The organism is Tepidiphilus sp. HLB4 (assembly GCF_054823945.1).
In genome coordinates, this window is sequence record NZ_JSYB01000006.1 from 73,396 (window position 1) to 98,555 (window position 25,160).

The 25,160-nt window shown below is 67.4% G+C and carries 26 protein-coding genes, 1 pseudogene and 1 riboswitch; of the genes and pseudogenes, 12 read left to right on the plus strand and 15 right to left on the minus strand.

Translation table 11 applies throughout. The features are described 5' to 3' along the window. Positions 1–228: 228 nt before the first annotated feature. Complete coding sequence (locus OA56_RS01405; RefSeq protein ID WP_055423355.1) at positions 229–1,215, plus strand: zinc-dependent alcohol dehydrogenase family protein; 987 nt, start codon at positions 229–231, stop codon at positions 1,213–1,215. Here the strand turns inward: OA56_RS01405 and fdhD are convergent. Then, positions 1,205–2,044, minus strand: coding sequence for a formate dehydrogenase accessory sulfurtransferase FdhD (fdhD, locus tag OA56_RS01410; protein WP_461583233.1), 840 nt, complete (start codon positions 2,042–2,044; stop codon positions 1,205–1,207). The genes OA56_RS01405 and fdhD overlap by 11 nt on opposite strands. Before the next feature lie 144 nt (positions 2,045–2,188). Here fdhD and OA56_RS01415 point away from each other — a divergent pair, with 144 nt between their 5' ends. Beyond that, positions 2,189–2,506 carry a hypothetical protein gene (locus OA56_RS01415; RefSeq protein WP_055423356.1) on the plus strand — a complete coding sequence of 106 codons (318 nt, stop codon included), beginning with the start codon at positions 2,189–2,191 and terminating at the stop codon, positions 2,504–2,506. 62 nt (positions 2,507–2,568) lie between these two features. On the opposite strand, the gene metW is transcribed toward OA56_RS01415, so the two are convergent. Both metW and metX read right to left on the minus strand, forming a co-directional pair. Further along, positions 2,569–3,192 (minus strand): methionine biosynthesis protein MetW, encoded by a 624-nt coding sequence (gene metW / locus OA56_RS01420; protein WP_461583220.1) that lies wholly within the window; start codon positions 3,190–3,192, stop codon positions 2,569–2,571. 2 nt (positions 3,193–3,194) lie between these two features. Then, positions 3,195–4,322 carry a homoserine O-succinyltransferase MetX gene (metX, locus tag OA56_RS01425; protein WP_461583221.1) on the minus strand — a complete coding sequence of 376 codons (1,128 nt, stop codon included), beginning with the start codon at positions 4,320–4,322 and terminating at the stop codon, positions 3,195–3,197. A gap of 37 nt (positions 4,323–4,359) precedes the next feature. Continuing rightward, a riboswitch (SAM riboswitch) is annotated at positions 4,360–4,437 on the minus strand. A gap of 131 nt (positions 4,438–4,568) precedes the next feature. On the opposite strand from metX, the gene OA56_RS01430 reads away from it, so the two are divergent. The 4 genes from OA56_RS01430 to OA56_RS01445 are packed head-to-tail and all read left to right on the plus strand — an operon-like array spanning position 4,569 to position 8,153. Further along, a complete protein-coding gene (locus OA56_RS01430; RefSeq protein WP_461583222.1) occupies positions 4,569–4,997 on the plus strand; it encodes a MarR family winged helix-turn-helix transcriptional regulator in 429 nt (142 codons plus the stop codon). Then, entirely contained in the window at positions 4,990–6,102 is a 1,113-nt protein-coding gene (locus OA56_RS01435) for an HlyD family secretion protein (protein WP_461583223.1), read from the plus strand. The genes OA56_RS01430 and OA56_RS01435 overlap by 8 nt, the downstream gene beginning before the upstream one ends. Next, a complete protein-coding gene (locus OA56_RS01440) occupies positions 6,089–7,642 on the plus strand; it encodes a DHA2 family efflux MFS transporter permease subunit (RefSeq protein ID WP_141056272.1) in 1,554 nt (517 codons plus the stop codon). Before OA56_RS01435 ends, OA56_RS01440 begins: the two co-directional genes overlap by 14 nt. 58 nt (positions 7,643–7,700) lie before the next feature. After that, positions 7,701–8,153 carry a universal stress protein gene (locus OA56_RS01445; protein WP_461583224.1) on the plus strand — a complete coding sequence of 151 codons (453 nt, stop codon included), beginning with the start codon at positions 7,701–7,703 and terminating at the stop codon, positions 8,151–8,153. Here the strand turns inward: OA56_RS01445 and OA56_RS01450 are convergent. Further along, on the minus strand, positions 8,150–9,028 hold the full coding sequence (locus OA56_RS01450) for a ribose-phosphate diphosphokinase (RefSeq protein WP_141056270.1): 879 nt from the start codon (positions 9,026–9,028) through the stop codon (positions 8,150–8,152). The two genes, OA56_RS01445 and OA56_RS01450, sit on opposite strands and share 4 nt — an antisense overlap. Beyond that, a complete protein-coding gene (locus OA56_RS01455) occupies positions 9,028–10,605 on the minus strand; it encodes a thymidine phosphorylase family protein (protein ID WP_461583225.1) in 1,578 nt (525 codons plus the stop codon). Before OA56_RS01455 ends, OA56_RS01450 begins: the two co-directional genes overlap by 1 nt. Positions 10,606–10,701: 96 nt before the next feature. Between OA56_RS01455 and fumC the strand changes: the two genes are divergently transcribed. Together fumC and OA56_RS01465 are read left to right on the plus strand one after the other, a co-directional pair. Beyond that, a complete protein-coding gene (fumC, locus tag OA56_RS01460) occupies positions 10,702–12,102 on the plus strand; it encodes a class II fumarate hydratase (protein WP_141056268.1) in 1,401 nt (466 codons plus the stop codon). A gap of 25 nt (positions 12,103–12,127) precedes the next feature. Further along, on the plus strand, positions 12,128–12,556 hold the full coding sequence (locus OA56_RS01465; RefSeq protein ID WP_461583226.1) for an A1S_2505 family phage non-structural protein: 429 nt from the start codon (positions 12,128–12,130) through the stop codon (positions 12,554–12,556). An 8-nt stretch (positions 12,557–12,564) separates the two neighbouring features. On the opposite strand, the gene OA56_RS01470 is transcribed toward OA56_RS01465, so the two are convergent. The 6 genes from OA56_RS01470 to OA56_RS01495 all read right to left on the minus strand — a co-directional run bounded on the left by OA56_RS01470 (position 12,565) and on the right by OA56_RS01495 (position 18,702). Continuing rightward, positions 12,565–12,822 carry a formate dehydrogenase subunit delta gene (locus OA56_RS01470; RefSeq protein WP_055423367.1) on the minus strand — a complete coding sequence of 86 codons (258 nt, stop codon included), beginning with the start codon at positions 12,820–12,822 and terminating at the stop codon, positions 12,565–12,567. Next, complete coding sequence (gene fdhF, locus OA56_RS01475) at positions 12,819–15,593, minus strand: formate dehydrogenase subunit alpha (protein ID WP_461583227.1); 2,775 nt, start codon at positions 15,591–15,593, stop codon at positions 12,819–12,821. Before fdhF ends, OA56_RS01470 begins: the two co-directional genes overlap by 4 nt. A 5-nt stretch (positions 15,594–15,598) precedes the next feature. After that, the gene (locus tag OA56_RS01480; protein WP_141056265.1) at positions 15,599–17,179 is read right to left on the minus strand and encodes a formate dehydrogenase beta subunit; all 1,581 of its coding nucleotides are present in this window, start codon (positions 17,177–17,179) and stop codon (positions 15,599–15,601) included. Further along, positions 17,176–17,655 carry a formate dehydrogenase subunit gamma gene (locus tag OA56_RS01485; protein WP_055423369.1) on the minus strand — a complete coding sequence of 160 codons (480 nt, stop codon included), beginning with the start codon at positions 17,653–17,655 and terminating at the stop codon, positions 17,176–17,178. The genes OA56_RS01480 and OA56_RS01485 overlap by 4 nt, the downstream gene beginning before the upstream one ends. Positions 17,656–17,761: 106 nt before the next feature. Further along, positions 17,762–18,289, minus strand: coding sequence for a DOMON-like domain-containing protein (locus tag OA56_RS01490; RefSeq protein ID WP_055423370.1), 528 nt, complete (start codon positions 18,287–18,289; stop codon positions 17,762–17,764). Then, positions 18,289–18,702, minus strand: coding sequence for a hypothetical protein (locus OA56_RS01495; RefSeq protein WP_072247931.1), 414 nt, complete (start codon positions 18,700–18,702; stop codon positions 18,289–18,291). Before OA56_RS01495 ends, OA56_RS01490 begins: the two co-directional genes overlap by 1 nt. Before the next feature lie 89 nt (positions 18,703–18,791). Here OA56_RS01495 and OA56_RS01500 point away from each other — a divergent pair, with 89 nt between their 5' ends. The 4 genes from OA56_RS01500 to nusB are packed head-to-tail and all read left to right on the plus strand — an operon-like array spanning position 18,792 to position 21,507. Then, positions 18,792–19,415 (plus strand): riboflavin synthase, encoded by a 624-nt coding sequence (locus OA56_RS01500; protein ID WP_461583228.1) that lies wholly within the window; start codon positions 18,792–18,794, stop codon positions 19,413–19,415. Beyond that, complete coding sequence (gene ribBA, locus OA56_RS01505; protein ID WP_461583229.1) at positions 19,412–20,551, plus strand: bifunctional 3,4-dihydroxy-2-butanone-4-phosphate synthase/GTP cyclohydrolase II; 1,140 nt, start codon at positions 19,412–19,414, stop codon at positions 20,549–20,551. Before OA56_RS01500 ends, ribBA begins: the two co-directional genes overlap by 4 nt. Positions 20,552–20,554: 3 nt before the next feature. Further along, positions 20,555–21,025 (plus strand): 6,7-dimethyl-8-ribityllumazine synthase, encoded by a 471-nt coding sequence (ribH, locus tag OA56_RS01510; protein WP_461583230.1) that lies wholly within the window; start codon positions 20,555–20,557, stop codon positions 21,023–21,025. Beyond that, positions 21,022–21,507 (plus strand): transcription antitermination factor NusB, encoded by a 486-nt coding sequence (gene nusB / locus OA56_RS01515; protein WP_141056260.1) that lies wholly within the window; start codon positions 21,022–21,024, stop codon positions 21,505–21,507. Before ribH ends, nusB begins: the two co-directional genes overlap by 4 nt. Before the next feature lie 33 nt (positions 21,508–21,540). Here the strand turns inward: nusB and yedF are convergent, their stop codons facing one another. From yedF to OA56_RS01535, 4 genes and pseudogenes are all read right to left on the minus strand, one after another. Next, on the minus strand, positions 21,541–21,795 hold the full coding sequence (gene yedF, locus OA56_RS01520; RefSeq protein WP_055423376.1) for a sulfurtransferase-like selenium metabolism protein YedF: 255 nt from the start codon (positions 21,793–21,795) through the stop codon (positions 21,541–21,543). Then, positions 21,792–22,976 carry a selenium metabolism membrane protein YedE/FdhT gene (gene yedE, locus OA56_RS01525; protein WP_461583231.1) on the minus strand — a complete coding sequence of 395 codons (1,185 nt, stop codon included), beginning with the start codon at positions 22,974–22,976 and terminating at the stop codon, positions 21,792–21,794. The genes yedF and yedE overlap by 4 nt, the downstream gene beginning before the upstream one ends. Positions 22,977–23,052: 76 nt before the next feature. Continuing rightward, positions 23,053–24,570 carry a DEAD/DEAH box helicase gene (locus OA56_RS01530; RefSeq protein WP_461583232.1) on the minus strand — a complete coding sequence of 506 codons (1,518 nt, stop codon included), beginning with the start codon at positions 24,568–24,570 and terminating at the stop codon, positions 23,053–23,055. Positions 24,571–24,856: 286 nt separating this feature from the next. Further along, positions 24,857–25,160: pseudogene (locus tag OA56_RS01535) on the minus strand (hypothetical protein); the annotation flags it as partial.

Genomic DNA, 25,160 nt, shown 5'->3' on the forward strand with positions numbered 1-25,160 from the left:
CCTGCGGCGGCCCCCGCCTTCATGCACGAGGCGGCCGAGGACGATCATCCTGCCAGACGGACATCGCATCCATCGGGTCGATGGTTCGATTTGTAAGACAAGGTTTGATGCAAGTCAACCTCGCAGTGCACAAGCGTTTCCCTGCCGGCGATTTTCGCACACCCGAAGCGCTGCGCCCGTCGTCTCGTCTATACTGAATCACGATCGGCTCTGTGGCGTCCAGATCTCATGAAAGCGATGCTCCTCACCCGCCCCGGCGCGACGCTCGAATGCGTCGAACTCCCTTCCCCTCGGCCCGGCCCCGGCGAGATCCGGCTGAAAGTGCTCGCCTGCGCCGTGTGCCGCACCGACCTGCACGTGATCGACGGTGAGCTGCCCCACCCCAAGCTGCCGCTCGTACTCGGCCACGAAATCGTCGGACGCGTACTCGAAGTGGGCGAAGGCGTGACGCGCTTTCGCGTGGGCGATCGCGTGGGTGTGCCCTGGCTCGGCGGGGCCTGCGGTACGTGCCGCTACTGCCGGCGCGGGCAGGAGAACCTGTGCGAATCGGCCATCTTCACCGGCTACACGCGCGACGGCGGCTTTGCCGAGGAGACGCTGGCCGACGCCCGCTTCTGCTTTCCCATCCCCGGGCGCTACGGCGACGCCGAGGCCACGCCCTTGCTGTGCGCCGGACTCATCGGCTGGCGTACCTACGCCAAGGCGGGCGCGAACCTCGAACGCGTCGGCATCTACGGCTTCGGCGCCGCGGCGCACCTCATCGCCCAGGTGGCCATACACCAAGGCAAGCGCATCTACGCTTTCACGCGCCCGGGGGACGTCGCCGCCCAGGAATTCGCCCGGCGCCTGGGTGCCTGCTGGGCGGGCGGTTCGGACGAACCGCCGCCCGAGCCGCTCGATGCCGCACTCATCTTCGCCCCCGTGGGCGAGCTCGTGCCGCAGGCGCTGCGCGCCACCGACAAAGGCGGCACGGTGGTGTGCGGCGGCATCCACATGAGCGACATTCCCTCCTTCCCCTACCGCTGGCTGTGGGAAGAGCGAACGCTCACCTCGGTGGCCAACCTCACGCGCGCCGACGGCGAAGCCTTCATGAAGCTCGCCGCCGAGGTGCCGCTACATCCGGCCGTCACCTGCTACCCCCTCACGGCGGCCAACGAGGCCATCGCCGACCTGCGCGCGGGCCGCGTGAACGGCGCGGCGGTGCTCATTCCGTAACCAGGCGATCCGCCCGGCTATAGACGGTCGCCCCTTCGCCGCGCACGAACCCCAACAAGGTGATGCCTGCCTCCTCGGCCAGACGCACTGCCAGGGCCGTGGGCGCCGACACCGCCGCGAGCACCCCGATGCCGGCCACCGCCGTCTTCTGCACCAGTTCGAAACTCGCCCGGCTCGACATGAGCGCCATCGCCACCGCCCCCGTGCGCAGCAGCCCGGCGCGCGCCGCCGCCCCGATCGCCTTGTCGAGCGCATTGTGCCGCCCCACGTCTTCGCGCACCAGCAGGAGCGAGCCGTCGGCCGCGGCGAGCGCCGCCGCGTGCGTGGCACCGGTGGCCTCATGCAACGGCTGCCGCGCGCGCAAGGAGCGCATCGCCCCGAGCACGGCCGCAAGCGGCACCCCCCCGCCCTGCGGCACGGCCGGCACGGGGCGCACTGCTTCGGCGAGCGACTCGATGCCGCACAGGCCGCATCCCGTGCGCCCGCTCAAGGCGCGGCGGCGGGACTTGAGGCGCGCGAAGCGCTCGCTGGCGACTTCGATCCGCACGATCACCCCCACTTCGCCGGATGCGAGTTCGAGATCATAAATTTCGGCTGGACCCTCGACGATCCCCTCGGTGAGCGAAAACCCCAGGGCGAAGTCCTCCAGATCGGCGGGCGTGGCGAGCATCGTCGCATAGGCGATGCCGTTGTATTCGAGCGCCACCGGTGTCTCCTCGGCGAGCACGTCTTCTTCGGGCAAGGGCTCGAGGCGCGACGTGCGCACGCGCAATACCACCTTGTGGATCCGGGGCTGCCCTTTCGCACTGCACTCGTCATTTACTGACATCATCTTCAGCCCTCTTCCCTCGCCCTTTGCCGAACCAGAACGCCGCCTTCTTCTGCGCCCTGCGGCAGCTATCGTCTACAATGCGCAGACAAGCAAAAATATCTTCAAACATTTTTCATCATCAGCGCAACAGGAGGAGTTCCCATGTCCTACGTCGTCAAGGTGGTCTTCGGGCCCGACCGCGAGTATGAGTTCTACACCAACGCCGAGGCGGTCGAAGCGCTCGATCGCAACGTCGCCCGCGACTGGTTGGTACGGGAAATGGAAGCGCTCGAGTGCGACGCCCCCAATCCCATGGGCAAGGTGCTCGTGGTCGATCTGATCCTCAACCTGGCCAAATGCGCCGGAGAGGCGCGCTTTGCCGAAGGCGGCGAATGGGCCCAGACCTTCGCCCAGGTGGTGGCGCGCCTGCTCGATCGGCCGGTGGCGCGCATCGACGTCGAGAATTTCACCGTCGGCTGAACTTTCCCCCTGGGCCGCAGGAATGCGGGCGAGCCTCCGTTCCTGCCCTGCGGCCTCCGGCCTCAAGCGCGCCGGCCGATGCGGGCGATCGCCAGCGCCGCAAGGAAATTGAGTTCCTCCTGTACCGGTCGGCCCTGATCGTCGAAGCCGCGCCATTCGCGCACCTCGATGTCGAGCAACCCGCACAGCGTGGTGAAATCGGCCACGGTGAAGAAGCGCACGTTGGGCGTGTTGAACCACTGGTGCGGCAGGCTCTCCGAGACGGGCATGTGCCCCTCGAGGATGCTCTTCCTGTGCTTCCAGAAGGCGAAGTTGGGGAAACTCACGATCGCCTCGTGCCCCACGCGCAGCATCTCCTGCAAGATGCCCTGCGTGTTGTGCATCGCCTGCAGCGCCTGGCTCATGATGACGTGGTCGAAATGCCCGTCCTGCAGGTCGGCGAGCCCCTCGTCGAGGTCGCTCTGGATCACGTTGATGCCGCGCTCGATGCAGGCGACGATGCGCGCTGGATCGTTCTCGATGCCGTAGCCCACCACCCCCTTGGTGTCGATGAGGTGTCGCAGCAGCACCCCGTCGCCGCAGCCCAAGTCGAGCACGCGCTCGCCCGGAGCGATCCATTCGGTGAGCGCCACGAGGTCGGGGCGCAGGGTCGAACGGCGCCCGGGTTCGCGGTCGGAAATCGCCATGGTCACACCTCGATCCGGTTGAAGTAGGCGCGCAGCACCGCGTGGTAGCGCGGGTGCTCCAGCAGGAAGGAATCGTGCCCGGCCTTGCTGTCGATCTCGGCGTAGCACACGTCTTTCTCCGAGTGCACCAGCGCCGAGACGATCTCGCGGCTGCGCGCCGGCGAGAAGCGCCAGTCGGTGGTGAAGGCCACCACGAGGAAAGCCGCCTCGGCGCGCGCGAAAGCCGCCGCCAGATCCCCGCCATAGTCGGCCGCCGGATCGTAGTAGTCCAGCGCCCGGGTAGTGAGGAGGTACGTGTTCGCATCGAAGAAGCGCGCGAACTTGTCCCCCTGGTAGCGCAGATAGGACTCGATCTCGAACTCAATGTCGTAGGAGTAGCGCATGATGCCGTGGCGCAATGCCCGGCCGAATTTCTCGGCCATGGCGTCGTCCGATAAATAGGTGATGTGCCCGATCATGCGCGCCAGCCTCAGCCCCTGCTTGGGCACCACGCCGTGCTCGTAGTAATTGCCGCCGTGGAAATCCGGGTCCGACAGGATGGCCTGGCGCGCCACCTCGTTGAAGGCGATGTTCTGCGCCGAGAGCTTGGGGGCGGTGGCGATCGCCAGTACGTGACGCACGCGCTCGGGATACTGCAGCGACCAGGAGAGTGCCTGCATCCCGCCGAGCGAGCCGCCGATCACCGCGGCGAAGCGTTCGATGCCCAGCCGATCGGCGAGCCGCGCCTGGGCGTTGACCCAATCCTCCACCGTCACGAAAGGAAAATCCGCTCCCCAAGGCTTGCCGGTGGCCGGATTGATCGACACCGGCCCGGTCGAGCCGAAACAGCCGCCGAGGTTGTTCACCCCGATCACGAAGAATTTCTCGGTGTCGAGCGGTTTGCCCGGCCCGACGAGATTGTCCCACCAGCCGACGTTGTGCGGATCGTCCCGATAGACCCCGGCGACGTGGTGCGAACCCGACAGCGCATGGCACACGAGCACGGCGTTGTTGCGTGCGGCGTTCAGTGTCCCGTAGGTCTCGTAGACCAGATCGTACTGCGGCAGAACCCGCCCGGCCTTGAGCGGCAGCGGCTCGTCGAAATGCGCTTTTTGCGCTTCGACGAAGCCGACGGAACGAGGATGCGTCATGCGGCGGCTCCCAAAAACGAAAAAGCCCGGCGACATGCGGGCGCCGGGCGCTCCCGCTTTAGCTGCATTTGTAAGGCGCCCGCAAGCTGAGGCTCAAATCGGCGCCGTATCGTTTAACCAAACCATAGCGTGCCTACCCGGGGATGTCAAGGCGAGCTGGCCTCGCAAAGACCATGACGCCGACAGGATTGATCTTGGAACAAAAGGATCGTTATAATGGCTTAAATTAGTTAGCCAATAATGACGATGAACACGACCGACCACTTCGGCGTTCTCCTGCATGAGGTCGCCCGCTCCTGGCGAACCGAGCTCGACCGGCGACTGCGCCATCTTGGCCTGTCGCAGTCGCAATGGCTGGTGCTGATCAAGTTGCCCGAAGAAGGGCTCACGCAGACCGCGCTCGCGCGCAAAGTGGGAATCGAAGGCTCGACCCTCGTGCGCCTGCTCGACCGCCTGCAGGCCAACGGCTGGATCGAACGCCGCGACGTCCTCGGCGATCGGCGCGCCAAACGCGTCGTCCCCACCGCCAAGGCCAAGACGCTGCAACACGAAGTCACCGTGATCGCCCAGGCGCTGCGCGAGCGGCTGCTCGCCGGCATCGATCCTGCGCGCGTGGCCATCGCCGCTGAAGTCCTATCGCAGCTACGCCAAAAACTCGAGAACCTCCATGATTGACCGCGTCAAGAACGTCAAGTCCACCCTCGCCGCCCATCCCAGGATCCGCCGCGCATCCATCCTCCTTGCATCGCTCGCGCTCATCGCCTGGATCGGCAGCATCGTCCACTACCGCCTCACCCACGTCGAAGAGATCGACGCCCGCGTAGCCACCGAAATGATCACCATCGCCCCGCGCCTCCCAGGCTGGCTGGTCGAACGCCCAGTGATGGAGGGGGATCGCATCCAGAAAGGGCAGACCCTGGCGGTGTTCTACCGCAATCCCTTCCGTCTGCAGGCGCAGTCCCAGGAGGCGGCGCTCGGAGCCGCCGAGAAGGAAATCGAGCGGCTGGAACACCTCCTCGCCGAGCAGCGCGCCTCTACCCAAGCCGCCGTCATGGAAGCCGAGAGCGGCGTGAAGACGGCCGAAGAAGCCCTCAAGGCGGCGCAGATCCAGCGCGCCAACGCCGAGAGCGACTACCGACGCAGCGCCGCGCTGGTGAAATTGCACGCCGTGCCCGAGCAAGAGGCCGAGCATGCCGAAAACGCCTACAAGGTCGCCAAGCAGAACGAGGCCAGCGCCCAGGCCAACCTCGAAGCCGCCAAGGCCCGACTGGCGCGGGCGCGTGCCGATGCCCGACTCGGCTCGCTCGAACGCCAGCTCGAACAGGCCAGAGTGCATCGCGACCAGGTGCTGGCCGAGCGCGACCTCGCCCGGCTTAACCTTGAAGACCTCACCCTCACCGCCCCCATCGACGGCGTGGTCGACCGCACGTTTTCCAACGAAGGCGACTACGTCTCCGCCAGCCAGCGCGTGATGCTCATTCACGATCCCGAGGCCGTCTGGGTCGAAGCCAACATCAAGGAGACCAAGATCGCCGACGTGCGCCCGGGGCAGCCGGTGGAAGTGACGATCGACGGCATCCCCGGCCGGGTTTTCCACGGCGAAGTCTGGCTGATCGGCAACGCCGCCACCAGCACCTTTCAGCTCTTGCCCAATCCCAACCCTTCCGGCAACTTCACCAAGATCACCCAGCGCATCCCGGTGCGCATCCGCGTGAAGCAGGAAGACGGGCTCCTCAAACCCGGCATGATGGCCGTGGTGTCGATCGATGTCCGCCACTGACGAACTCTCCGGTTTCTTCGAGCGCTTTGGATCGGCCTATCGCTGGTTCGTCATCACGACGACGCTCATGGGCACGATCACGGTCGTGCTCTCTTCGACCATCGTGAACGTGGCGCTGCCCGACATCATGGGCGCCTTCGGCATCGGCCAGGACCAGGCGCAATGGATGTCGACCGGGTTCCTCGCGGCGATGACCGCCTCCATGCTCGTCAACGCCTGGCTCAACGACGCCATCGGCATCCGGGCCACCTTCGTCGGCTCCATGGCCCTTTTTGCCGCCGCCTCGGTGCTCGGAGGGCTCGCGCCCAACGAGAACGTGCTCACCTTCGCCCGCGTCGCCCAGGGGATCGCCGCCGGCATCATCCAGCCGCTGGCGATGATCATGATCTTTCGCGTCTTTCCGCCCGAGGAACGCGGCACCGCCATGGGCATCTACGGCATCGGCGTGGTGCTCGCGCCGGCGGTCGGCCCGGTGCTGGGTGGCTGGCTCATCGACAACTACGACTGGCGCTACGTCTTCTACATGGGGCTGCCCACCTCCTTTCTCGGCATGCTGCTGGGTACCATCTTCCTGCCTACGCGGTTGAGCGGCGGCAAACGGCGCCGTTTCGATTCCTTCGGATTCGTGCTGCTCGCCGCCTTCCTCGTCACTTCGCTCTACGCGCTCGCCAACGGGCAGCGCGAGGGGTGGAATTCGGACATCATCGTCGGCACAGGGGCACTGAGCCTTGCCCTCTTCCTCTCCTTCATCGTCTGGCTCGCGCGCCGCGCCGAGCCCTTGGTGAGCCTGCGCGTGTTCGCCTTTCGTCGCTACAGCGCCGCCTCGCTCGTCGCTTTTCTCTATGGGGCGGGGCTGTACGGCTCGACCTACCTCATCCCACTCTTCCTGCAGACCGTGCAGGGCTATACGCCGACGCGCTCGGGGCTGTTGCTGATGCCGGCAGGACTCGTCCTCGGCCTCGTTTTTCCCATCGCCGGGCGACTCACCGACCGGCTGCCCGCCTATCTGCTGGTCTGCGCCGGCCTTTTCCTCTTCGGACTCTCGAACCTACTCCTCTACGAAATCGACGTCGACATCCCTTTCTGGGACATGGCGCTGATGGTGCTGCTGGGGCGCATCGGGCTCGGCGTGATGATGCCGGCCCTGAACGCCGGGGCGCTCTCGGCGCTCCCTGCCGAACTGCTCGCCCAGGGGACGGGGACGATCAACTTCATGCGCCAGCTCGGCGGCGCGTTCGGCGTGAGCCTGCTGTCGGCCGCCGTGGAGATCCGTTTCGCTTTCCATTCCGCAGCGCTCACCGCCACGCAGACCGAGGCCAACAGCACGACGATGTACGTGATCCAGCTGATCGAACAAATCAACGCGATGGCCGGCGTGCCCGCTGCGTACGTCTACCAGATGGGGGGCGCCTTGAATTTTCTCGACAAGGTGCTCGCGGCCAAAGCCCAGAGCATGGCCTACAGCGACGGTTTCGCCATCGTCGGCATCGTGTTCCTGCTGTCACTGCTGCCGGGCTATTTGATGAAAGGGCGCCGCTGAAACGGCGATGCAACGCCGCACCGGCTACACTGAACGTCAGGCCACATCAGGAGGCATCATGACTTACCGTACCATCGTGTTCGCCTACGACGGCAGCGCCGAAGGGCAGGCGGCCTTGGCCGAAGGCATCGAGCTCGCCAGACTCGTGGGGGCGCGCTGCCACCTGCTCGCCGTGATGGCGGTGCCACGGGAAGCCAAGTATGCGCAAGTAGTGGTGCCCGAAGACTGCCTCGACGAAGATTGCGCCCGCACCCGCCGCATCCTCCAGGAAGGCATCGAGCGCTTCAAGGACGCCGGGCTGGAGGTCGATGGCGTCATCCGCGTGGGCGAGGCCGCACCGGTGATCGGGGAGTATGCCGCAGAAGTCGAAGCCGATCTGGTGGTGGTCGGTCACCGCCGGCGGGGGCCGCTCGATCGCTGGTGGCACGGCTCGGTCGGGCACTCGCTGCTCGACTCCCTGCCCTGCAGCCTACTCGTGGCCATGCCGCGATCAGAAGAGGCGAACGGCTAGCGCAACAGGGCAGCGAGCGCCTGCGCGATCAGCGGCGCCACGCTCACGGCGTTCGTGGGATGCGCGATGGTGTCGGTGCTCCAGATCGCTCCGGCACCGGCCGCGCGCACCGTCTCCAGGGCATCTTCGACGAAAAGGGCGTGGGTCACCGCCACGTCTACCGTCGCCGCCCCCGCCGAGCGCAGAGCCCGCACGGCCTGAGCGAGCGTGCGCCCGGTGCTCGCCACGTCGTCGAGCACCACCGCCGCCCGGCCGCGCACGTTCAGCCCCTCGGGCAGGGTCACCGCCACATCCCGGTCGCCGCGCCGTTCCTTTCGCCCCACGGCGTATTCCAAGCCCGAGGCGTGCGCCGCCGCCTCCACCCAGGCGCGCGACTCCTCGTCGGGGCCGACGAGGAGCGGCCGCCCCCGCTCACGCGCCGCGAGTTCGCCCAGCAGCGGCGCGGCGCACAAGGCGAGCGCCGGCGTCACCGGAACGGCCTCGTCGAGCCGGGCGATGCGGTGCAGGTGCGGATCGACGGTGACGAGCGCCTCGACGCAGGAGGCGACGAAGCGCCCCACCACGAAAGCACTCGCCACTTCGCCCGGGGCAAACGCCTTGTCCTGCCGCAGATAGGGGAAATAGGGCGCCACCAGCACGATGCGCCGCACGCCGGCTTCGTGCAGACCGGCACTGGCGAGCAGCAGTTCGACGAGCTTCTCGTTGGGACGATCGAGCCCGCGCAGCAGCACCACCTTCTCCGGTAGCCGCTCGGGCAGGCGCAACTTGATCTCCCCGTCGGGGAAACGGTGACGCTCGATCGGCGCCGCTTCCAAGCCGGTCGCTGCGGCCAGCCGCCGGGCGAAACCCTCTTCCTCGGGGAAAAAGAGCAGCATCAGAACTCCGTATAGACTTCGACGATGTCGGAGGCGACCCCGATGCGGTAGCCCGTGGCCCGTTCGCAGCTGCGCCGCGCGAATACCAGATCGGCCGGATACTGGGCATAAACTCGATAGAGAGGTTCGCCCTGAGTGACCGGATCGCCCAGTTTCTTGAAGAGATCCACGCCCGCGCCCTTGACCTTGGGCGCGCCGGCCTGGCGGGCGATCTGCGCCAGATGCAGGTTGTCGATGTCGACCACGACGCCGTCGGCGGGCGCAGTCACCTCGAACCATTGCGAGGCCAGCGGCGGAGCGTGATGATCGAAGGGTTTTTCCCCCTGCGCCTTGATGATGGCGCGCATCTTGGCAAGCGCCCGACCCGAGTCGAGGATGTCGCGGGCGATGGCGAACCCTTCGCCGCCGCGCACGTCCGGGTCGAACTCGATCACCCGGCCGGCGAGCCGCAGCGCTTTCTGGCGCAGATCGATGGGTGCGAGCGGGTCATTCTCCAGCACGCGCATCACGTCGCGCGCCTCCAGCACCGGCCCGATGCCGAATCCCACCGGCTGGCGCCCGTCGGTGATGACCACGTCGATCACCAGCCCCAGGCGGCGCGCCACGTACTCGAACAGCTTGCGCAGTTGCAGCGCCTCACGCATCGAGCGCACCTTGGCCGTCGGCCCCAATGGGATGTCGAGCACGAGGTGCGTCGAGCCCGCTGCCACTTTCTTTGAGAGAATGGAAGCCACCATCTGCCCCGGGGCATCGATCGCCAGGGGCCGTTCCACCGAGATGAGCACGTCGTCGGCCGGGGACAGATCCGCCGTTCCGCCCCAGGCGAGACAGCCGCGCAGCTGGCGCACGATCTGCTCCATCTTCTCGAACGGCAGCTCGACTTCGGCGAGCACCTCCATGGTGTCGGCGGTACCGGCCGGCGAGGTGATGGCGCGCGAAGACGTCTTGGGGCAGAGCATTCCATGCGCCGCCACGATGGGCACCACCAGCATGGAAGTGCGGTTGCCGGGGATGCCGCCGATGCAGTGCTTGTCGACCACCGGGCGCTCGTGCCAGTCGAGCCGCCGTCCGACTTTCGTCATAGCGTCGGTGAGGAAATACACCTCCTCGCGGTCGAGCTCGTTGTGGTGCGTAGCCACCACGAAGGCAGTGAGCTCGATCTTGGAATAATGCCGCTCGGCGATGTCGCGCACGATGCCCAAGAATTCTTGGGAACGCAGACGCTCGCCGGCGAGCTTGCGCTGCAAGGCGCCCATGGATTCCGGCGGCTCGGCCTGCGCCACCGTCACCAGCGCCCCCTCGGGCAAGCCCAGCTGGGCGAAGGCCTCGAGCGAGAGCCCGATCTCGCCCACGCCCACCAGACGATCATCGTCGACCACATTGAGCGTGGCGAGGACGTGCCGCTCGCCGTCCTGCCCCACCTCGATCTTCGCCAGCGCCTGGAACCCCTCGGCGCGCACCACCGAACACTCGCGGTGCAGATAGGCGACGTTCTCGCGGTAGGTGTCGATGGCCACGCGGCGCAGCGCCAAACGCACCGCATTCTCGGTCATCGATGGGTCACTGTTTTCAGCCATCTTCTTTCCTCCTCTGGCGGCGCAATCCCTGTGAGGCGCGGCAAGGGCTATCCTACAATGAAAACGACCGTTACCGCCGAAAGAGGAGTCGGACATATGGACAAACGCCGCGAAACCGACACGCTGGGAGAAGTCTGGGTCCCGGCCGACCGCTACTGGGGCGCGCAGACGCAGCGCTCGCTAGAGCATTTCCCCATCGGCGTGAAGAACCACCGCATGCCGCTGCCCGTCATCCGCGCCTTCGGCATCCTCAAGAAAGCGGCAGCGCAGGCCAATGCCGAGCTGGGGGAATTGCCGCGGGATCTGGCCGAGCTCATCGTGCGCGCTGCCCAGGAAGTGATCGAAGGAAAGCTCGACGAGCACTTCCCCCTCGTCGTCTTCCAGACCGGCAGCGGCACGCACAGCAACATGAACGCCAACGAAGTCATCGCCAACCGCGCCAACGAGCTCGCCGGCCAGCCCTTGGGAAGTAAATCCCCGGTGCATCCCAACGATCACGTCAACCGCGGCCAGTCCTCGAACGACACCTTCCCCACGGCGATGTACGTGGCCACGGTGCTCGAACTGCGCCGCCACCTCTATCCGGCGGTGGAGACGCTGCGCGATACGCTGGCGCGCAAGGCCGAGGAATACGCCGAACTCGTCAAGACCGGACGCACCCACCTCATGGACGCCGCCCCCATCACCCTGGGGCAGGAGATCGGCTCCTGGGTGGCGCAGATCGAGGACGCCCTCGCCTTCCTGCGCCTGGCCGAAGAGGGCTTGCACGAGTTGGCCATCGGCGGCACGGCCGTGGGCACCGGGCTCAACGCCCATCCGCACTTCGGGGAAGTATGCGCCGAATACATCGCGCGCGAGACAGGCCTTCCCTTTCGCAGCGCGCGCAACCGCTTCGCTGCGCTCGCCGCGCACGACGCGCTGGTCAACGTCTCGGCGGCCCTGCGCACCCTCGCCAATGCGCTCTTCAAGATGGCCAACGACGTGCGCTGGCTCGCCTCGGGGCCGGATGCAGGCATCGGCGAGCTGATCCTGCCGGCCAACGAGCCCGGTAGCTCCATCATGCCGGGCAAGGTCAATCCCACCCAGTGCGAGGCGCTCACCATGGTGTGCGTGCGCGTCTTCGCCAACGACACGGCCATCGCCTTTGCCGGCAACCAGGGCAACTTCCAGCTCAACGTCTATAAACCCCTCATGGCGCACGCGGCGCTCGAGAGCATCGAACTGCTGTCGCAGTCCATCCTCGCCTTCGAGCGCTACTGCGCCCGCGACATGCAGCCCAACCGCGAGCGCATCCGCGAGCACCTCGAACGCAATCTCATGCTGGTCACGGCGCTCAACCCCCACATCGGCTACGACAAGGCCGCCGCCATCGCCAAGAAAGCCGCGGCCGAGCGCAAGACGCTCAAGCAGGCGGCCGTCGAGCTGGGATACCTCACGGCCGAAGAGTTCGACCGCTGGGTCGATCCGCTCGCCATGACGCGGCCGGGCATGCACTGAACCGGAGATCCGCGGAGGAAACGCTATGAGTCAAGACGACGGCATCACCTTCCACCCCGACGGCAGCATACCCCAGCACGGCGAAGTCTTCGTCTTCGGCGCCAACCTCGCCGGCCGGCACGGCGGAGGCGCCGCGGCCGAGGCGGTACGCCGCTTCGGCGCCCAAATGGGCGTAGGCTGGGGCTACATGGGCACCCCGCCGCGGCACTCCTTCGCCATCCCCACGCTGGACGAGAACTTCGAGGTCCTGCCGCTCGAAGAGATCGAGCGCTACGTCGAGCGCTTCATCCAGTTCGTCGCCGAGCATCCGCAGCTGCGTTTCTTCATCACCCGCGTCGGTTGCGGCATCGCCGGCTACCGCGACGAGCAGATCGCCCCGCTCTTTAGGCCGCTCGTCGCCATTGGGCGCTGCTCCTTTGCCAAGCAATGGCGGCCGTACCTGCTCGAAGGGTGAAGGAAGGGTCAGCCGGCGTCTAGCCGCTCCAGCACCTGCCGCGCCGTCTCGCTCGCCTGCGCACGCTCTTGCGCGTCGAGCGCGGTCAGCGCCTGGCGCAGCCAGGGGTGCCAGAATCGCCGCAGATGCTCGAGCACGGTGGCCACCGGGTCCGGCTCGGCGCGGCAATTGGCACAGACGCGCTCGAGCATCGCGAGCAGGCGCGCCCGGTAAGCCGCAGAAGGCACGGCCACAGCCTCGGATCGGAGGTTTTCGGCCGGATTCACGCCGAAGCTCCTGCGACACGCTCGACCCGAACCGCCACGACCTTGTATTCCGGACAGTTGGTGGCCCAGTCCGAACCATCGGTCACCAAGACGTTGGTCTTCGAGGCGGGAAAATGGAAGGTGGTGAAGACCACCCCGGGCCGTACCCGTTCGCTTACCTTGGCGCGCAGACGGGTCTGCCCCATCCGGCTTTCGATGCACACTTCGTCTCCCTCGGCGATGCCGCGCGCCTCCGCGTCCTGGGGGTGGATCTCCAGCACGTCTGCGCTGCACCACACCCCATTGGCCGTGCGTCGGGTCTGGGTGCCGACGTTGTACTGCGCCAGCACACGGCCGGTGGTGAGAAGCAGTTCCCGCCGCCCGTCGGGCCGCTCGCTCGTGGGAACGTATTCGGTGAGCACGAAACTGCCTTCGCCGCGCACGAACCGCTCTCGATGCATCAGCGGCGTGCCGTGCGGCGCTTCTTCGTTACAGGGCCACTGGACGCTACCCAGCCGTTCGAGCAGCGTGTAACTCACCCCGGAGAATTGCGGCGTGAGGCGCGCGATCTCGTCCATGATCTCGGAGAGGTGGGAATAGGCCATGGGGTATTCCATGGCCTGCGCCAGCCGCTGCGTGATCTCCCAATCCTCGAGCCCTGCCAAAGGCGGGATGGCGCGGCGCACCCGCGAGATGCGCCGTTCGGCGTTGGTGAAGGTGCCGTCCTTCTCGAGAAAGGAAGCACCGGGCAAGAACACGTGTGCATAGCGGGCCGTCTCGTTGAGGAAGAGATCCTGCACCACGACGCATTCCATCGCCTCGAGGGCGGCATGCACGTGCTCGAGATCCGGTTCGGACTGCGCCAGGTCCTCGCCCTGGATGTAGATCCCCTTGAAACGCCCTTCGCGCGCCTCGGCGAGCATGTGCGGCAGGCGCAGCCCCGGCTCCGGGGAAATCGTCACCCCCCAATGAGCCTCGAACGCAGCCCGGGCGACGGGTTCGGACACATGCCGATATCCAGGCAACTCATGGGGGAAAGCCCCCATGTCGCAGGCCCCCTGCACGTTGTTCTGCCCCCTGAGCGGATTGACCCCCACTCCGGGGCGGCCGATGTTGCCGGTGGCCATGGCCAGGTTGGCGATGGCCATCACCGTCGTGGCCCCCTGGCTGTGTTCGGTCACGCCCAGGCCGTAGTAGATGGCGGCGTTGTCGGCGCTGGCATAGCACCGGGCGGCGGCGCGAACCTGCTCGGCCGCCACGCCCGTTTCGGCCTCGACGGCCTCGGGGGCGTGGCGAGGATCGGCGATGAAGGCGCGCCACCGGGCGAAGGAGTCGGCCTCGCAGCGTTGCGCCACGAAGGATTCGTCGACCAGACCCTCGGTGACGATCACGTGCGCCATGGCATTGAGTAGGGCCACGTTCGTTCCAGGGCGCAGCGCCAGGTGGTACTCGGCGCGCACGTGGGGGCCATGCACCAGGCCGGTAGTGCGCGGGTCGATCACGATCAGCCGGGCGCCCTGGCGCAGGCGGCGTTTGAGCCGCGCGCCGAACACCGGGTGGGCCTCGGTGGGGTTGGCGCCGATCACCATGATGACATCGGCGTGATCGACCGAGGCGAAATCCTGCGTTCCAGCCGACTCGCCAAAGGTGCGCTTCAGGCCGTAGCCCGTGGGGGAATGGCACACGCGGGCGCAGTTGTCGACGTTGTTGTTGCCGAAGGCCGCGCGTACGAGTTTCTGCACCAGATAGACCTCTTCGTTGGTGCAGCGGCTGGAGGCCACGGCGCCGATGGCCTCGCGTCCGTAGCGCGCCTGAATGCGGCGGAATTCGGCCGCCACGTGGGCGATGGCCTCGTCCCAGCCCACTTCCCGCCAGGGCTCGTCGATCGAGCCGCGCACCAGCGGGCTTCTGACCCGGTCCGGGTGCGTGGCGTACCCGAAGGCGAAACGCCCCTTGACGCAGGAATGACCCTCGTTGGCGCGGCCGCGCCCGTCCGGCACCAAGCGTACCGGCACCTCGCCCTTGAGTTCCACGCGGAAGGAACAGCCCACGCCACAATAGGCGCAGGTGGTGACGACGGCGCGCTCGGGCAATCCTTCCTCGATCACGCGCTTTTCCATGAGCGCCGCCGTAGGGCAGGCTTGTACGCAGGCGCCGCACGAAACGCATTCGGAACCGAGGAACCCCTCGCCCTGCCCCGCGGTGACGGCGGCGGCGAAACCGCGCCCGGCCACGGTCAAGGCGAAACTCCCCTGGATCTCGTCGCAGGCGCGCACGCAGCGGGCGCACACGATGCACTTCTCGGCATCGAAAGCGAAATAGGGGTTGCTGCCATCGACCGGCATTCCGGCGTGCTTCTGTCCGCCGGCGGGATAGCGGATACGGCGCACGCCCACCAGGGCGGCCATCTCCTGCAACTCACAATCCCCGTTGGCACTGCAGGTGAGGCAATCGAGGGGATGGTCGGACAAATAGAGTTCCATCACGCCGCGCCGCAGCTCGGTCACACGAGGGGTGTGGGTATGCACCACCATGCCCTCGGCCACGGGGGTGGTGCAAGACGCAGGATAGCCCCGCCCGCCTTCGATCTGCACCAGACACAAGCGACAGGAGCCGAAAGGTTCGAGCCGCTCGCTCGCGCACAGCCGGGGGATGCGGATACCGGCCTGCGCCGCGGCGCGCAGGAGGGAAGTGCCCTCGGGCGCCTCCACCGTCCGCCCGTCTATCGTCAGCCGCACGGTGGCAGCACCCAAGCGGGCGGGCGTGCCGAGATCGTCGTCGCACAAACGCATGGCCGTTACCCCTGTACCGGACGCCCAGAGCGGGCGCGCGCCGTGAAATCCTCGGGAAAATGCTCGAGTGCGCTCAGTACGGGATACGCCGTCATGCCGCCCAGAGCGCACAGCGAGGCATCGCGCATCGTCGCGGCGAGCTCGCGCACCAGGGCGAGTTCGGCTTCGACAGGTCCCCCGGCGAGCACGCGCTCGAGCGCCTCGCGTCCGCGCACCGAGCCGATGCGGCAGGGCGTGCACTTGCCACAGGATTCGTCGGCGCAAAACGCGAAGGCGTGCCGCGCCATGCGCGCCATGTCCACGGTATCGTCGAACACCACGATGCCGCCGTGTCCCAGCATGGCCCCTGCCGCGGCGAAGGTTTCATAGTCGAGCGGCAGGTCGAAGTGCGAAGGCGAGAGGTAGGCACCGAGCGGCCCGCCGACTTGTACCGCGCGGATCGGCCGGCCGCTGGCGGTGCCGCCGCCGTAGTCGTAGAGGAGCTCACCCAGGCTCATCCCAAACGCTTTCTCGACCAGACCGGGACGGCGCACGTTTCCCGCCAGTTGCAGTGAAAGCGTGCCGCGCGAGTTGCCGCAGCCGTAGTCGCGGTAGGCTTCGGCGCCCTCGGCCAGGATCACCGGCACGGTGGCGAGGGTGAGGACGTTATGCACCAAGGTAGGGCGGCCGAAAAGTCCGGCCAGGGCCGGCAGCGGCGGCTTGGCCCGCACCAGACCCCGCTTGCCTTCGAGGCTTTCGAGCAGCGCCGTCTCCTCGCCGCAGACGTAGGCCCCGGCGCCCACGCGTACCTCCAGCTCGAAGGCGCGCCCGCTGCCGCATACGTCCGGCCCCAGATAACCGCGGGCCCGGGCCAGTTCGATCGCTGCCGTCAGGGTGCGATACGCATGGGGATATTCCACGCGCAGATAGACGTAGCCCTGGGTGGCACCCACCGCGAGTGCGGCGATGGTCATGCCTTCGATCAGCGAGAACGGATCGCCCTCCAGCACCATGCGATCGGCGAAGGTGCCGGAATCGCCCTCGTCGGCATTGCACACCACGTATTTCGTCGGACCGGGAGCGCGGCGCACCGTGTCCCATTTGATGCCGGCCGGAAAGGCCGCGCCGCCGCGCCCGCGCAGCCCCGAACGCTGCACCTGCGCGACGAGCTCGGGCGGCTCCAACGCGAGCGCCTGCTCCAGAGCGCGATAGCCCCCCGTGGCGAGATAGTCGTCCACACGGTCGGGCTCGATCACGCCCAGGCGGGCGTGCAGGAGACGATCCTGTCCCTGCAGATACGGCAGGGCCTCGGGAGAACCGAGGCGCAAGGGATGCGACGCGCCGGAGAGGAAACCGGCTGTGAAGAGATCGGGCACGTCTTCCGGTTGCACCGGCCCATAGGCGATACGCCCCTGCGGCGTGGCCACCTCGACGAGCGGCTCGAGCCAGAAGAGACCGCGCGAACCGGTGCGCTTGATCTGCACCGGCAAGGCGCGCCGCGCGGCCTCGGCGTGGATCGCCCCGGCCACCACGTCGGCGCCCACGGCCAGCGCCGCCGCATCGCGCGGCACATAGACCACCGTCGGGGTTTCCCGGGGCGGATTCATGGCCGCTCCTGCGCCGTCGCCAGAAGCGCGTCGAGCCGCTGCGGCGTGAGCCGGCCATGGACCTGCCCGTCGAGCATCGCCGCCGGCGAGCAGCCGCACAACCCCAGGCAATAGACGCCCTCCAGGGAAAAGCGGCCGTCGGGCGTGTCTCCACCCAGGGGCACACCCAGACGCTGCTCGGCCTGCGCGATCAGCGCCTCGGCGCCGCGGGCGAGACAGGATTCCCCCCGACACAGCACCACGCGATGCGCACCGGCAGGCGTTTGACGGAAATGGGGATAGAAGCGGATCACGCCATGAACTTCGGCGCGCGACAGATCGAGCGCCTCGGCGATGGACGGCACCCAAGCGGGAGGGACATACCCCACCGCCTCCTGCACCGCGTGCAAGAGCGGCAGCAATGCCCCCGGCCGACCGCGGTGCGCCTCGAGCAGCGGCGCCAACGGGCCCGGCACCCCACGATCCCTCGTCTCCATGCTCCCCCTCTTCCAGGCCATGCGGTGGCCTCTGCAATTTATTTTGACTGTCGCGCGAAAGAGGCTCGCTGTCAATACCGAAGCCGCGCCCCCCGCTCAAGAAGCCTCACCCCTCCCACCGCAGCGCGAACCCTTCGGGTGCATGGAAGTCCGGCCGACCCGGCGGATGCGCCAGCGCCCACCAGGAAAATGCTCCCCCATGCCCTTCGAGCACGGCGGCAAGGCCCAGGCGCAGCGCCCCCCGTCCGGAGGGCAAAGATTCAGGGGAGAGGCGAACTCGAAGGCTCAGGCAGCTCGGCGCACGGTGCCAGCGCTGGCAAGGAGCGGGAGGTTCCGGCGTTGGTGTGGGTTGGCGATAGGCGGAAAAAGCGTAGAACGCCCATTGGCCGCTGGGCGAGAAGTTGAATTCGCGGTAACCGCCGCCTTCACGGGCGAGAAAGAGCTCGAAGCAGGTGTGCGCCCACAACCGCTGCAGCGGCAGGACCGCGCCGACATCGGGGAGGCGCAGTCGCTCCAGCTCCCCCTGCAGGGTGTAGCCGAGCAGAAGCGCTCCCTCCTGGCGCTCGAGCTCGACCTCCAGGACGAACTCGCCGAGCGCCGCGGACTCGGGATGGGGACGAAGCGCGACGCGCATCAGGGAAGGATAAGCCCTCCGCCGCCCAGACCGCCCAGGCCGCCCGCCCCACCGGGGCCGCCACCGCGCAGGTCGGTGCCAGCCAGCGCGCTCTGCGCGAGCAGCGAGGATTGCTCCAGCTCCAGCCGGCGCAGCTCGTCCATCGTCTCCTCGATCTTCTTCTCGGCGGCTGCGGCAAAGCCGGCCACCGCCTCGGCCAAGGTCTTGGCCGCAATCTCGAAGCTGATGGGCAAAGCCCCCATGGGCGTCATCACGGTGATCGAGCCGCTGAAGACCTCCGCGCGGGCGGGATCGGGTGCGCCCTCGACGGTGACGGGGATCAGGCGGCGAATCGAGCCGACGCGGCGGTCGAGATAGAGCTCTTCGCGATAGAGTGAGGCCGGATCCATCGGCGGAACTTGATTGCGAGCCATGGTTCTACTCCGTGTAGGGTTTGGCCGATTTTACCCGTAACCGGCTGCTTTCCCGTAAAATCCCCTCTTTGCCGATCTGCGAGAATGCCATGTTTACCGGTATCGTGATGGGCATCGGCCGCGTGCTCACCGTCACGCCACTCGCCGATGGCGTGCACATCGCCGTTGATTCGCGCGCGCTCGAGCTCGAGGACGTGCGCCTGGGCGACAGCATCGCCCACAGCGGCGTGTGCCTGACCGTGGTGGCGCGGCAGGGGACGGTGCTCGAATACGACGTCTCGGGCGAGACGCTCGCCTGCTCGGTGGGCTTGAACGAACCCGGACGCGAGCTCAATCTCGAAAAAGCCCTGCGACTGGGCGATGCGCTCGGCGGGCACCTCGTCACCGGCCACGTCGACGGCATCGGCACGGTCGAGCGCTTCGCTCCCGTGGGCGGTAGCACGCTGCTCGAGATCCGCGCCCCGGCGGCGATTGCCCCTTTTCTCGCCCGCAAAGGCTCGGTGGCCGTCGATGGCGTCAGCCTCACCGTCAATGCCGTGCGTGACGAACCCGACGGCTCCTGCACCTTCGCCATCAACCTCATTCCGCACACCCTGGCGGAGACCACGCTCAAGAACCTCTCGCCCGGCGCGCGCGTCAATCTCGAAGTCGACCCGCTCGCGCGCTACTGCGCGCGCGTGCTCGAATACGCTGGAAGGAACCCCGCCTCATGAACGAACCCCATACCTCCACAGCGCTTCCCGCCGCGAGCGAAGGGATCAGCCCCATCGAGACCATCATCGACGAGATCCGCCAAGGCCACATGGTGATCCTCGTCGACGACGAAGCAAGGGAAAACGAGGGCGATCTCGTGCTCGCGGCCGAATGCGTCACCCCCGAGGCGATCAACTTCATGGCCAAATACGGCCGCGGCCTCATCTGCCTGACGCTCACGGAAGAGCGCTGCAAGCAGCTCGGCCTCAAACTCATGGTGCAGGACAACCGCTCGCCCTACGAAACCGCCTTCACCACCTCGATCGAAGCGGCGCGCGGGGTAACCACTGGCATCTCGGCGCACGACCGGGCGCAGACCGTGCGCGCGGCGGTGGCCCGCCACGCCAAGCCGGAAGACATCGTCCAGCCGGGGCACATCTTCCCCCTCATGGCGCGCAAGGGCGGCGTGCTCATCCGCGCCGGGCACACCGAGGCCGGCTGCGATCTGGCGCAACTGGCTGGGTTCGAACCGGCCGCCGTCATCTGCGAGATCCTCAACGAAGACGGCTCGATGGCGCGTCTGCCCGACCTCATCGAATTCGCCAAGAAACACGGTCTGAAGATCGGCGCCATCCGCGACCTCATCCAATACCGCTTGCGTACCGAGACCTTGGTGCGCAAGGCGGCCGAGCGGACCGTCTCCACCGCCTACGGCGACTTCACCCTCTACGCCTTCGAAGACGAGACCACGGGCGAAGTGCATTTCGCCGCGGCGCACGGCGAGATCGAAGCAAACCGCGAAACCCTGGTGCGGGTGCACGAGCCCATCTCGGTGCTCGACTTCCTCGCCCCCGAAGCCCCTGGCCATTCGGTACCGGTGCCCGAGGCGCTGCGCCGCATCGCGTCGAGCCCCGCCGGAGTCATGGTGATGCTGCACCGTCCGCAAAGCGGCCAGGAACTACTCGAAGTGCTCACGCAAACGCCGGCGCGCCGCCGCGCCTGGGATCCGCGGCTGGTCGGGGTGGGCGCACAGATCCTGCACGCCCTGGGCGTGGGCAAGATGCGCCTGCTGTCGCACCCGATGAGTTTTCCCAACCTCTCCGGCTTCGGGCTGGAGATCACCGGCTTCGAAGATCCCCCTGCCGCGAAAGGATGAACCATGGCCCGTTACGACGACATCTTCGAATATGATGAAAACCTCGACGGCCGGGGTCTGCGCATCGCGGTGGTGATGAGCCGCTTCAACCAGGATATCGGCGAGGGGCTGCTGTCGGCCTGCGTCGCCGAGCTGCGCCGCCTGGGCGTGGATCCGGCCGACCTGCGCCTGGCCACCGTCCCCGGCGCGCTCGAACTGCCGCTCGCCCTACAGACCTTCGGTCGCACGGGGCGGTTCGATGCGCTCATCGCGCTCGGCGCCGTGATCCGCGGCGAAACCTACCACTTCGAGCTCGTCTCCAACGAGATGGGTGCCGGCATCACCCGCGTCGCGCTCGATCTGGGGCTGCCGATCGCCAACGGCGTACTCACCACCGACACCGACGAACAGGCGCTCGCGCGCATGAGCGAGAAAGGGCGCGATTGTGCCCGCGCCGCCGTGGAAATGGCCAACTTGTGTAAAGCGATCCGATGAACGAAGAATTTCTCGCCCCCACCGAAGAAGACCGCGCCCCGCGCCGCCAGCGCCGGCGGCTCGCCCGTGAGCTCGCCCTCAAAGGCACCTACCAGTGGCTCTTGTCCGACAACCCGCTCGCCCAGATCGAGGCACAGCTCGCCCACGACGAAGACTTTCCCGGGGCAGACCACGAGCTGATGCTGGAGCTGCTGCGCGGCGCCGTCTCCCGCGCCGATCTCTGGCGCGCGGAACTCACCCCCTTCCTGCGCCGGCGCGTCGAGGAGCTCTCGCCGGTGGAACATGCGGTGCTGCTCATCGCCGCCGTGGAACTGCACGCCCACCCCGAGACCGCCTACAAGGTGATCCTCAATGAGGCGATCGAACTCACCAAGCGCTACGGCGGCACCGACGGACACAAGTTCATCAACGGCGTGCTCGACAAGTACGCCGCGGCGCTACGCCCCGACGAAGTGCGCGCCGCGCGTACCCCCAGCCGCTGATCGGGCAGAAGCATTGCCCCACCCAGACCGGCTTCACCCAGCGTCGGGCGCCGGCACCTCGATGAGGAAACGAAAGAGCGGCCCATGCTGCTCCACCGCCAGGCAATGGTAGCCATGGCGTGTGGCATCTTCGGGAATGCCGTGGAAGGACTGCGAACAATCGGTCACCACCTCCAGGAGTTGCCCCGGCTGCATGGTGCGCAGGGTCTCGAGGGTGGCGATGGCGTTGTAGGGACAATGCTCGCCGCGCAGGTCGAGCGAGAGATCGGGTTTGCGTTCGGTATTCATCGGGTCTTCCTTGCATGAGAGAACCGCCGGGCATTGGCGGCGACGAGGGCGAGCGATAACGCCAGACCGAGATAGGTGACGAGGAGCCCACCCACGGGGCCGAAGAGCTCCAGCAGGTTCAGCTTGGGATAAGGCAGGGCGAGCGCACCGCCCAGTTCGTCCCAGAAAGCGGCCACGAGCGTTCCCCCGATCACGTTGCCGACACCCACCACCCAGAAATGCATCTGCCCTTCCATCGCCCGGTACATCCAGCCCGTCTCGCAGCCGCCGGCGAGCACGATACCCAGGCCGAAGAGCACGCCGCCCAGCAGCGCGTTCGGGCCCATCCAGAAGATCTTGGGCGCCACGCCGAGCCGGATCGCCGCAAACGTGCCAATGCAGGCGGCGGCCATGCCCAGCAAAATGCCATAAGCGACCTTGGTGCGGCCGGTGGTCCATAGGTCGCGCGCGGCGCTGGTGAAACAGATCTGCCCCCGTTCGATCAGGCCGCCGAAGGCCAGGCCGAAGAGAAAGGCCATCCCCAGCGCGAGCGAGGCTTCGAAGCGCCAGGCCGCCAAGGCCAAGGAGAGCGCGAGCAAGCCCCAGCCCAGGCGCCATTGCCGCTCGGTTCGCCGCGCGAGCGCTTCCGGGTCGGGCAGGGTCGAGCCTCCGGCCTGCACGCGCAGGGAATGGCGCAGAAAAGGCAAGAGGGTGATCTTCACGCCGAGCCAGGCCCCCAAGACGGTGGAAAACATGAAGGCCCAGGCGTGCACCGAGAACATGGGAATGCCGGTGAAGAAGGCCGCGAGGTTGCAGCCCATCGCCAGGCGCGCCCCGAAGCCGGCGATGATCCCGCCCATGAGCCCCTGCATGAGCCGGCGCAGGCTGGTGGGGCGGCGCAGACCCACGTTGCCCGCCCACAGGGCGCAGCACAGCGCCCCGAGGAACATGCCGAGCACCATCACGCCGTCGACGCGATCGAACGGCGTGCCCTCCAATCCCAGCAGTTTGAAGTAACTCCATTCCTGGGGATTCAGACCGAACCAGGCGAGCACGTGGCCTCCCCAGCGGGTGAACTCGCCAGTGACGGCCCAGAAAGTGCCGGTGAGGGCAAAATAATAGGCCGAAGCGACCCCCAACGCGACGAGCGTGGGGATCGGCGGCCAGAAATTGACGAAGAATCGTTGGCGCAGCGAAGACATGAGGGCCTTCCCTTCCCGGGGGAGAAGGGCTCTATTCTAGCGCCCCCAGCCTTCGCCGCAAGCGAGGGTCGCGTGCTCAGCGATCGCGGCGGCGGCGTCCCCAGCCTTCGCCGTCGCGCTGGGGATGCTGGTCTTTATTGCCCCAGCTGCTACGCGGCTTGCGCTCGCCGGATACGCCCAAGGTGCGACGATCGCCGTCGTCGCCCCGCACCCGGCGCTCGAACTCCGAGCGCGGCGCCGTCTCGCCGTACGCACGCGGGGCCGCCGCTCGCTCCTGCCGGCCTTCGTGGCTGCGGGGTGCATCGCCCCAGCGTCGCGGAGAATCCTCGCTGCGCCGCGGCGCCGGGGTGCGCGGACCGGAGGGTTTGCCTCCGCGCGAACCCTCGAACCCTCCACGCCCCGCACCGGCCGGACGGCGCGGTGCGCGCGGCTCCAGCCCCTCGATCACGTGCTCGGCCAAGCGCCTACCGGTGAAGCGCTCGATCGCGCCGATGGTGCGCATCTCGTTGGGGTGCGTGAGGGTGATCGCCACGCCGCTGCGCCCCGCGCGGCCAGTACGGCCGATGCGGTGCACGTAGTCCTCGGCCTGGCGCGGCGGATCGAAATTGATCACGTGGCTGATTCCGGCCACGTCGATGCCGCGCGCCGCCACGTCGGTGGCCACCAGCACCTGCACTTCGCCGCGGCGCAGCCGGTCGAGCGTGCGCGTGCGCGCGCGCTGCGTCATGTCACCGTGCAAGGCCGCAGCGCGCACGCCCCAGCCGATCATGCGTTCGGTGAGCTCCTCGGCGCTGCGCTTCGTCGCCGTGAAGACCACCGCCTGCTGCAGCTCGCCGTCGCCCAGGATCTTTTCCAGCAGGCGATGCTTGTGCTCGAAGCCATCGATGAGCATGAGCCGCTCCTCGATCTTGGCTTCCTGCACCGGCGTCGTGGTGATCTCGATGCGCTGCGGCTCATGCGTGAGCGAGAGCGCGAGCCGCCCCACCACGCCGTCGAGCGTGGCGGAGAAGAGCAGCGTCTGGCGCGAAGCGGGCAAGGATTCGGCGATGGCGCGGATATCGTCGATGAAGCCCATGTCGAGCATGCGGTCGGCCTCGTCGAGCACCAAGGATTCGATGCCGTCGAGCGACACGGTTCTTTGCTGCATGTGATCCATCAGGCGGCCGGGCGTAGCCACGATCACGTCCACCGGGCCGGAGAGGTCGCGCCGCTGCGGGCCGAAGGGCATGCCGCCCACCAGCACCACGGTCTTCAGGCGCCGCAGGCCGCGGCCGTAGGTGCGGAAGGATTTCTCCACCTGCTGTGCGAGCTCACGGGTGGGCGTGAGCACCAGCACTCGAGCCCCGTGCCCAGAGTGGCGCCGTGGCAGCGCCAGGCGCGCCAAGAGCGGCAGGGCGAAGGCCGCGGTCTTGCCGCTGCCGGTGTGCGAGGAGGCGAGCAGGTCGGCCCCGGCGAGCACGGCCGGGATGGCGCGCGCCTGCACTTCGGTGGGCGTCGTGTAGCCGCTTTGCGCCACCGCGGCGACGAGCGCCTCCGGCAGGCCCAGATCGGCGAAGGAAAGGGAAGGAGTCGATACGTTGGTTTCGGTCATCATGATTCCAGTTTCGGAGTCGGAAAGGCCGTTTCCGCCGCGACAAGGCAGCGGCACGGCGAGTTACCGTCGAATGCGCGGGCGCTCGCCCGAAACCCGGAAACAAAAGACCGAGGCTGCCGTGGCATACGGCATCAGGAGCAGCGCGACGAAGATTCACGCAAGCGCGACGGGGCTGTGGCGACAGTCCCCAGGAGAAGCGGATCGGAAGATCCGGTGAGATTCCATCGACTGTGTGGCACAACTTTTACAATCATAGCGCACCTTGCTTCCTGACGCAAGAAAAATCTCACCCTTCGCCGATCGACTCGTCCGACCGGGGAAGCTCGCCCGGCCGTCCCTCGTCAGGGCCGAGCTGCAGGAAGACGAGCCCCGAGAGCAAGGTGAGAGTACCCACGCACAGGAAGGTCGCGTGAAACGCTGCCAGCGTCGTACCCGCCTCCGGCATACCCCCGTGCTGACTGGTGAAACCGCCCAGCAAGGCCGCGGCCACCGCCACCCCCAGGCTCATCGCCAGCTGCTGCACCACCGAAAGTAGTCCGTTGCCGCTGCCCGCCTGCTCCGGGGTTGTGTACCATCCTTTCTGTAAATTC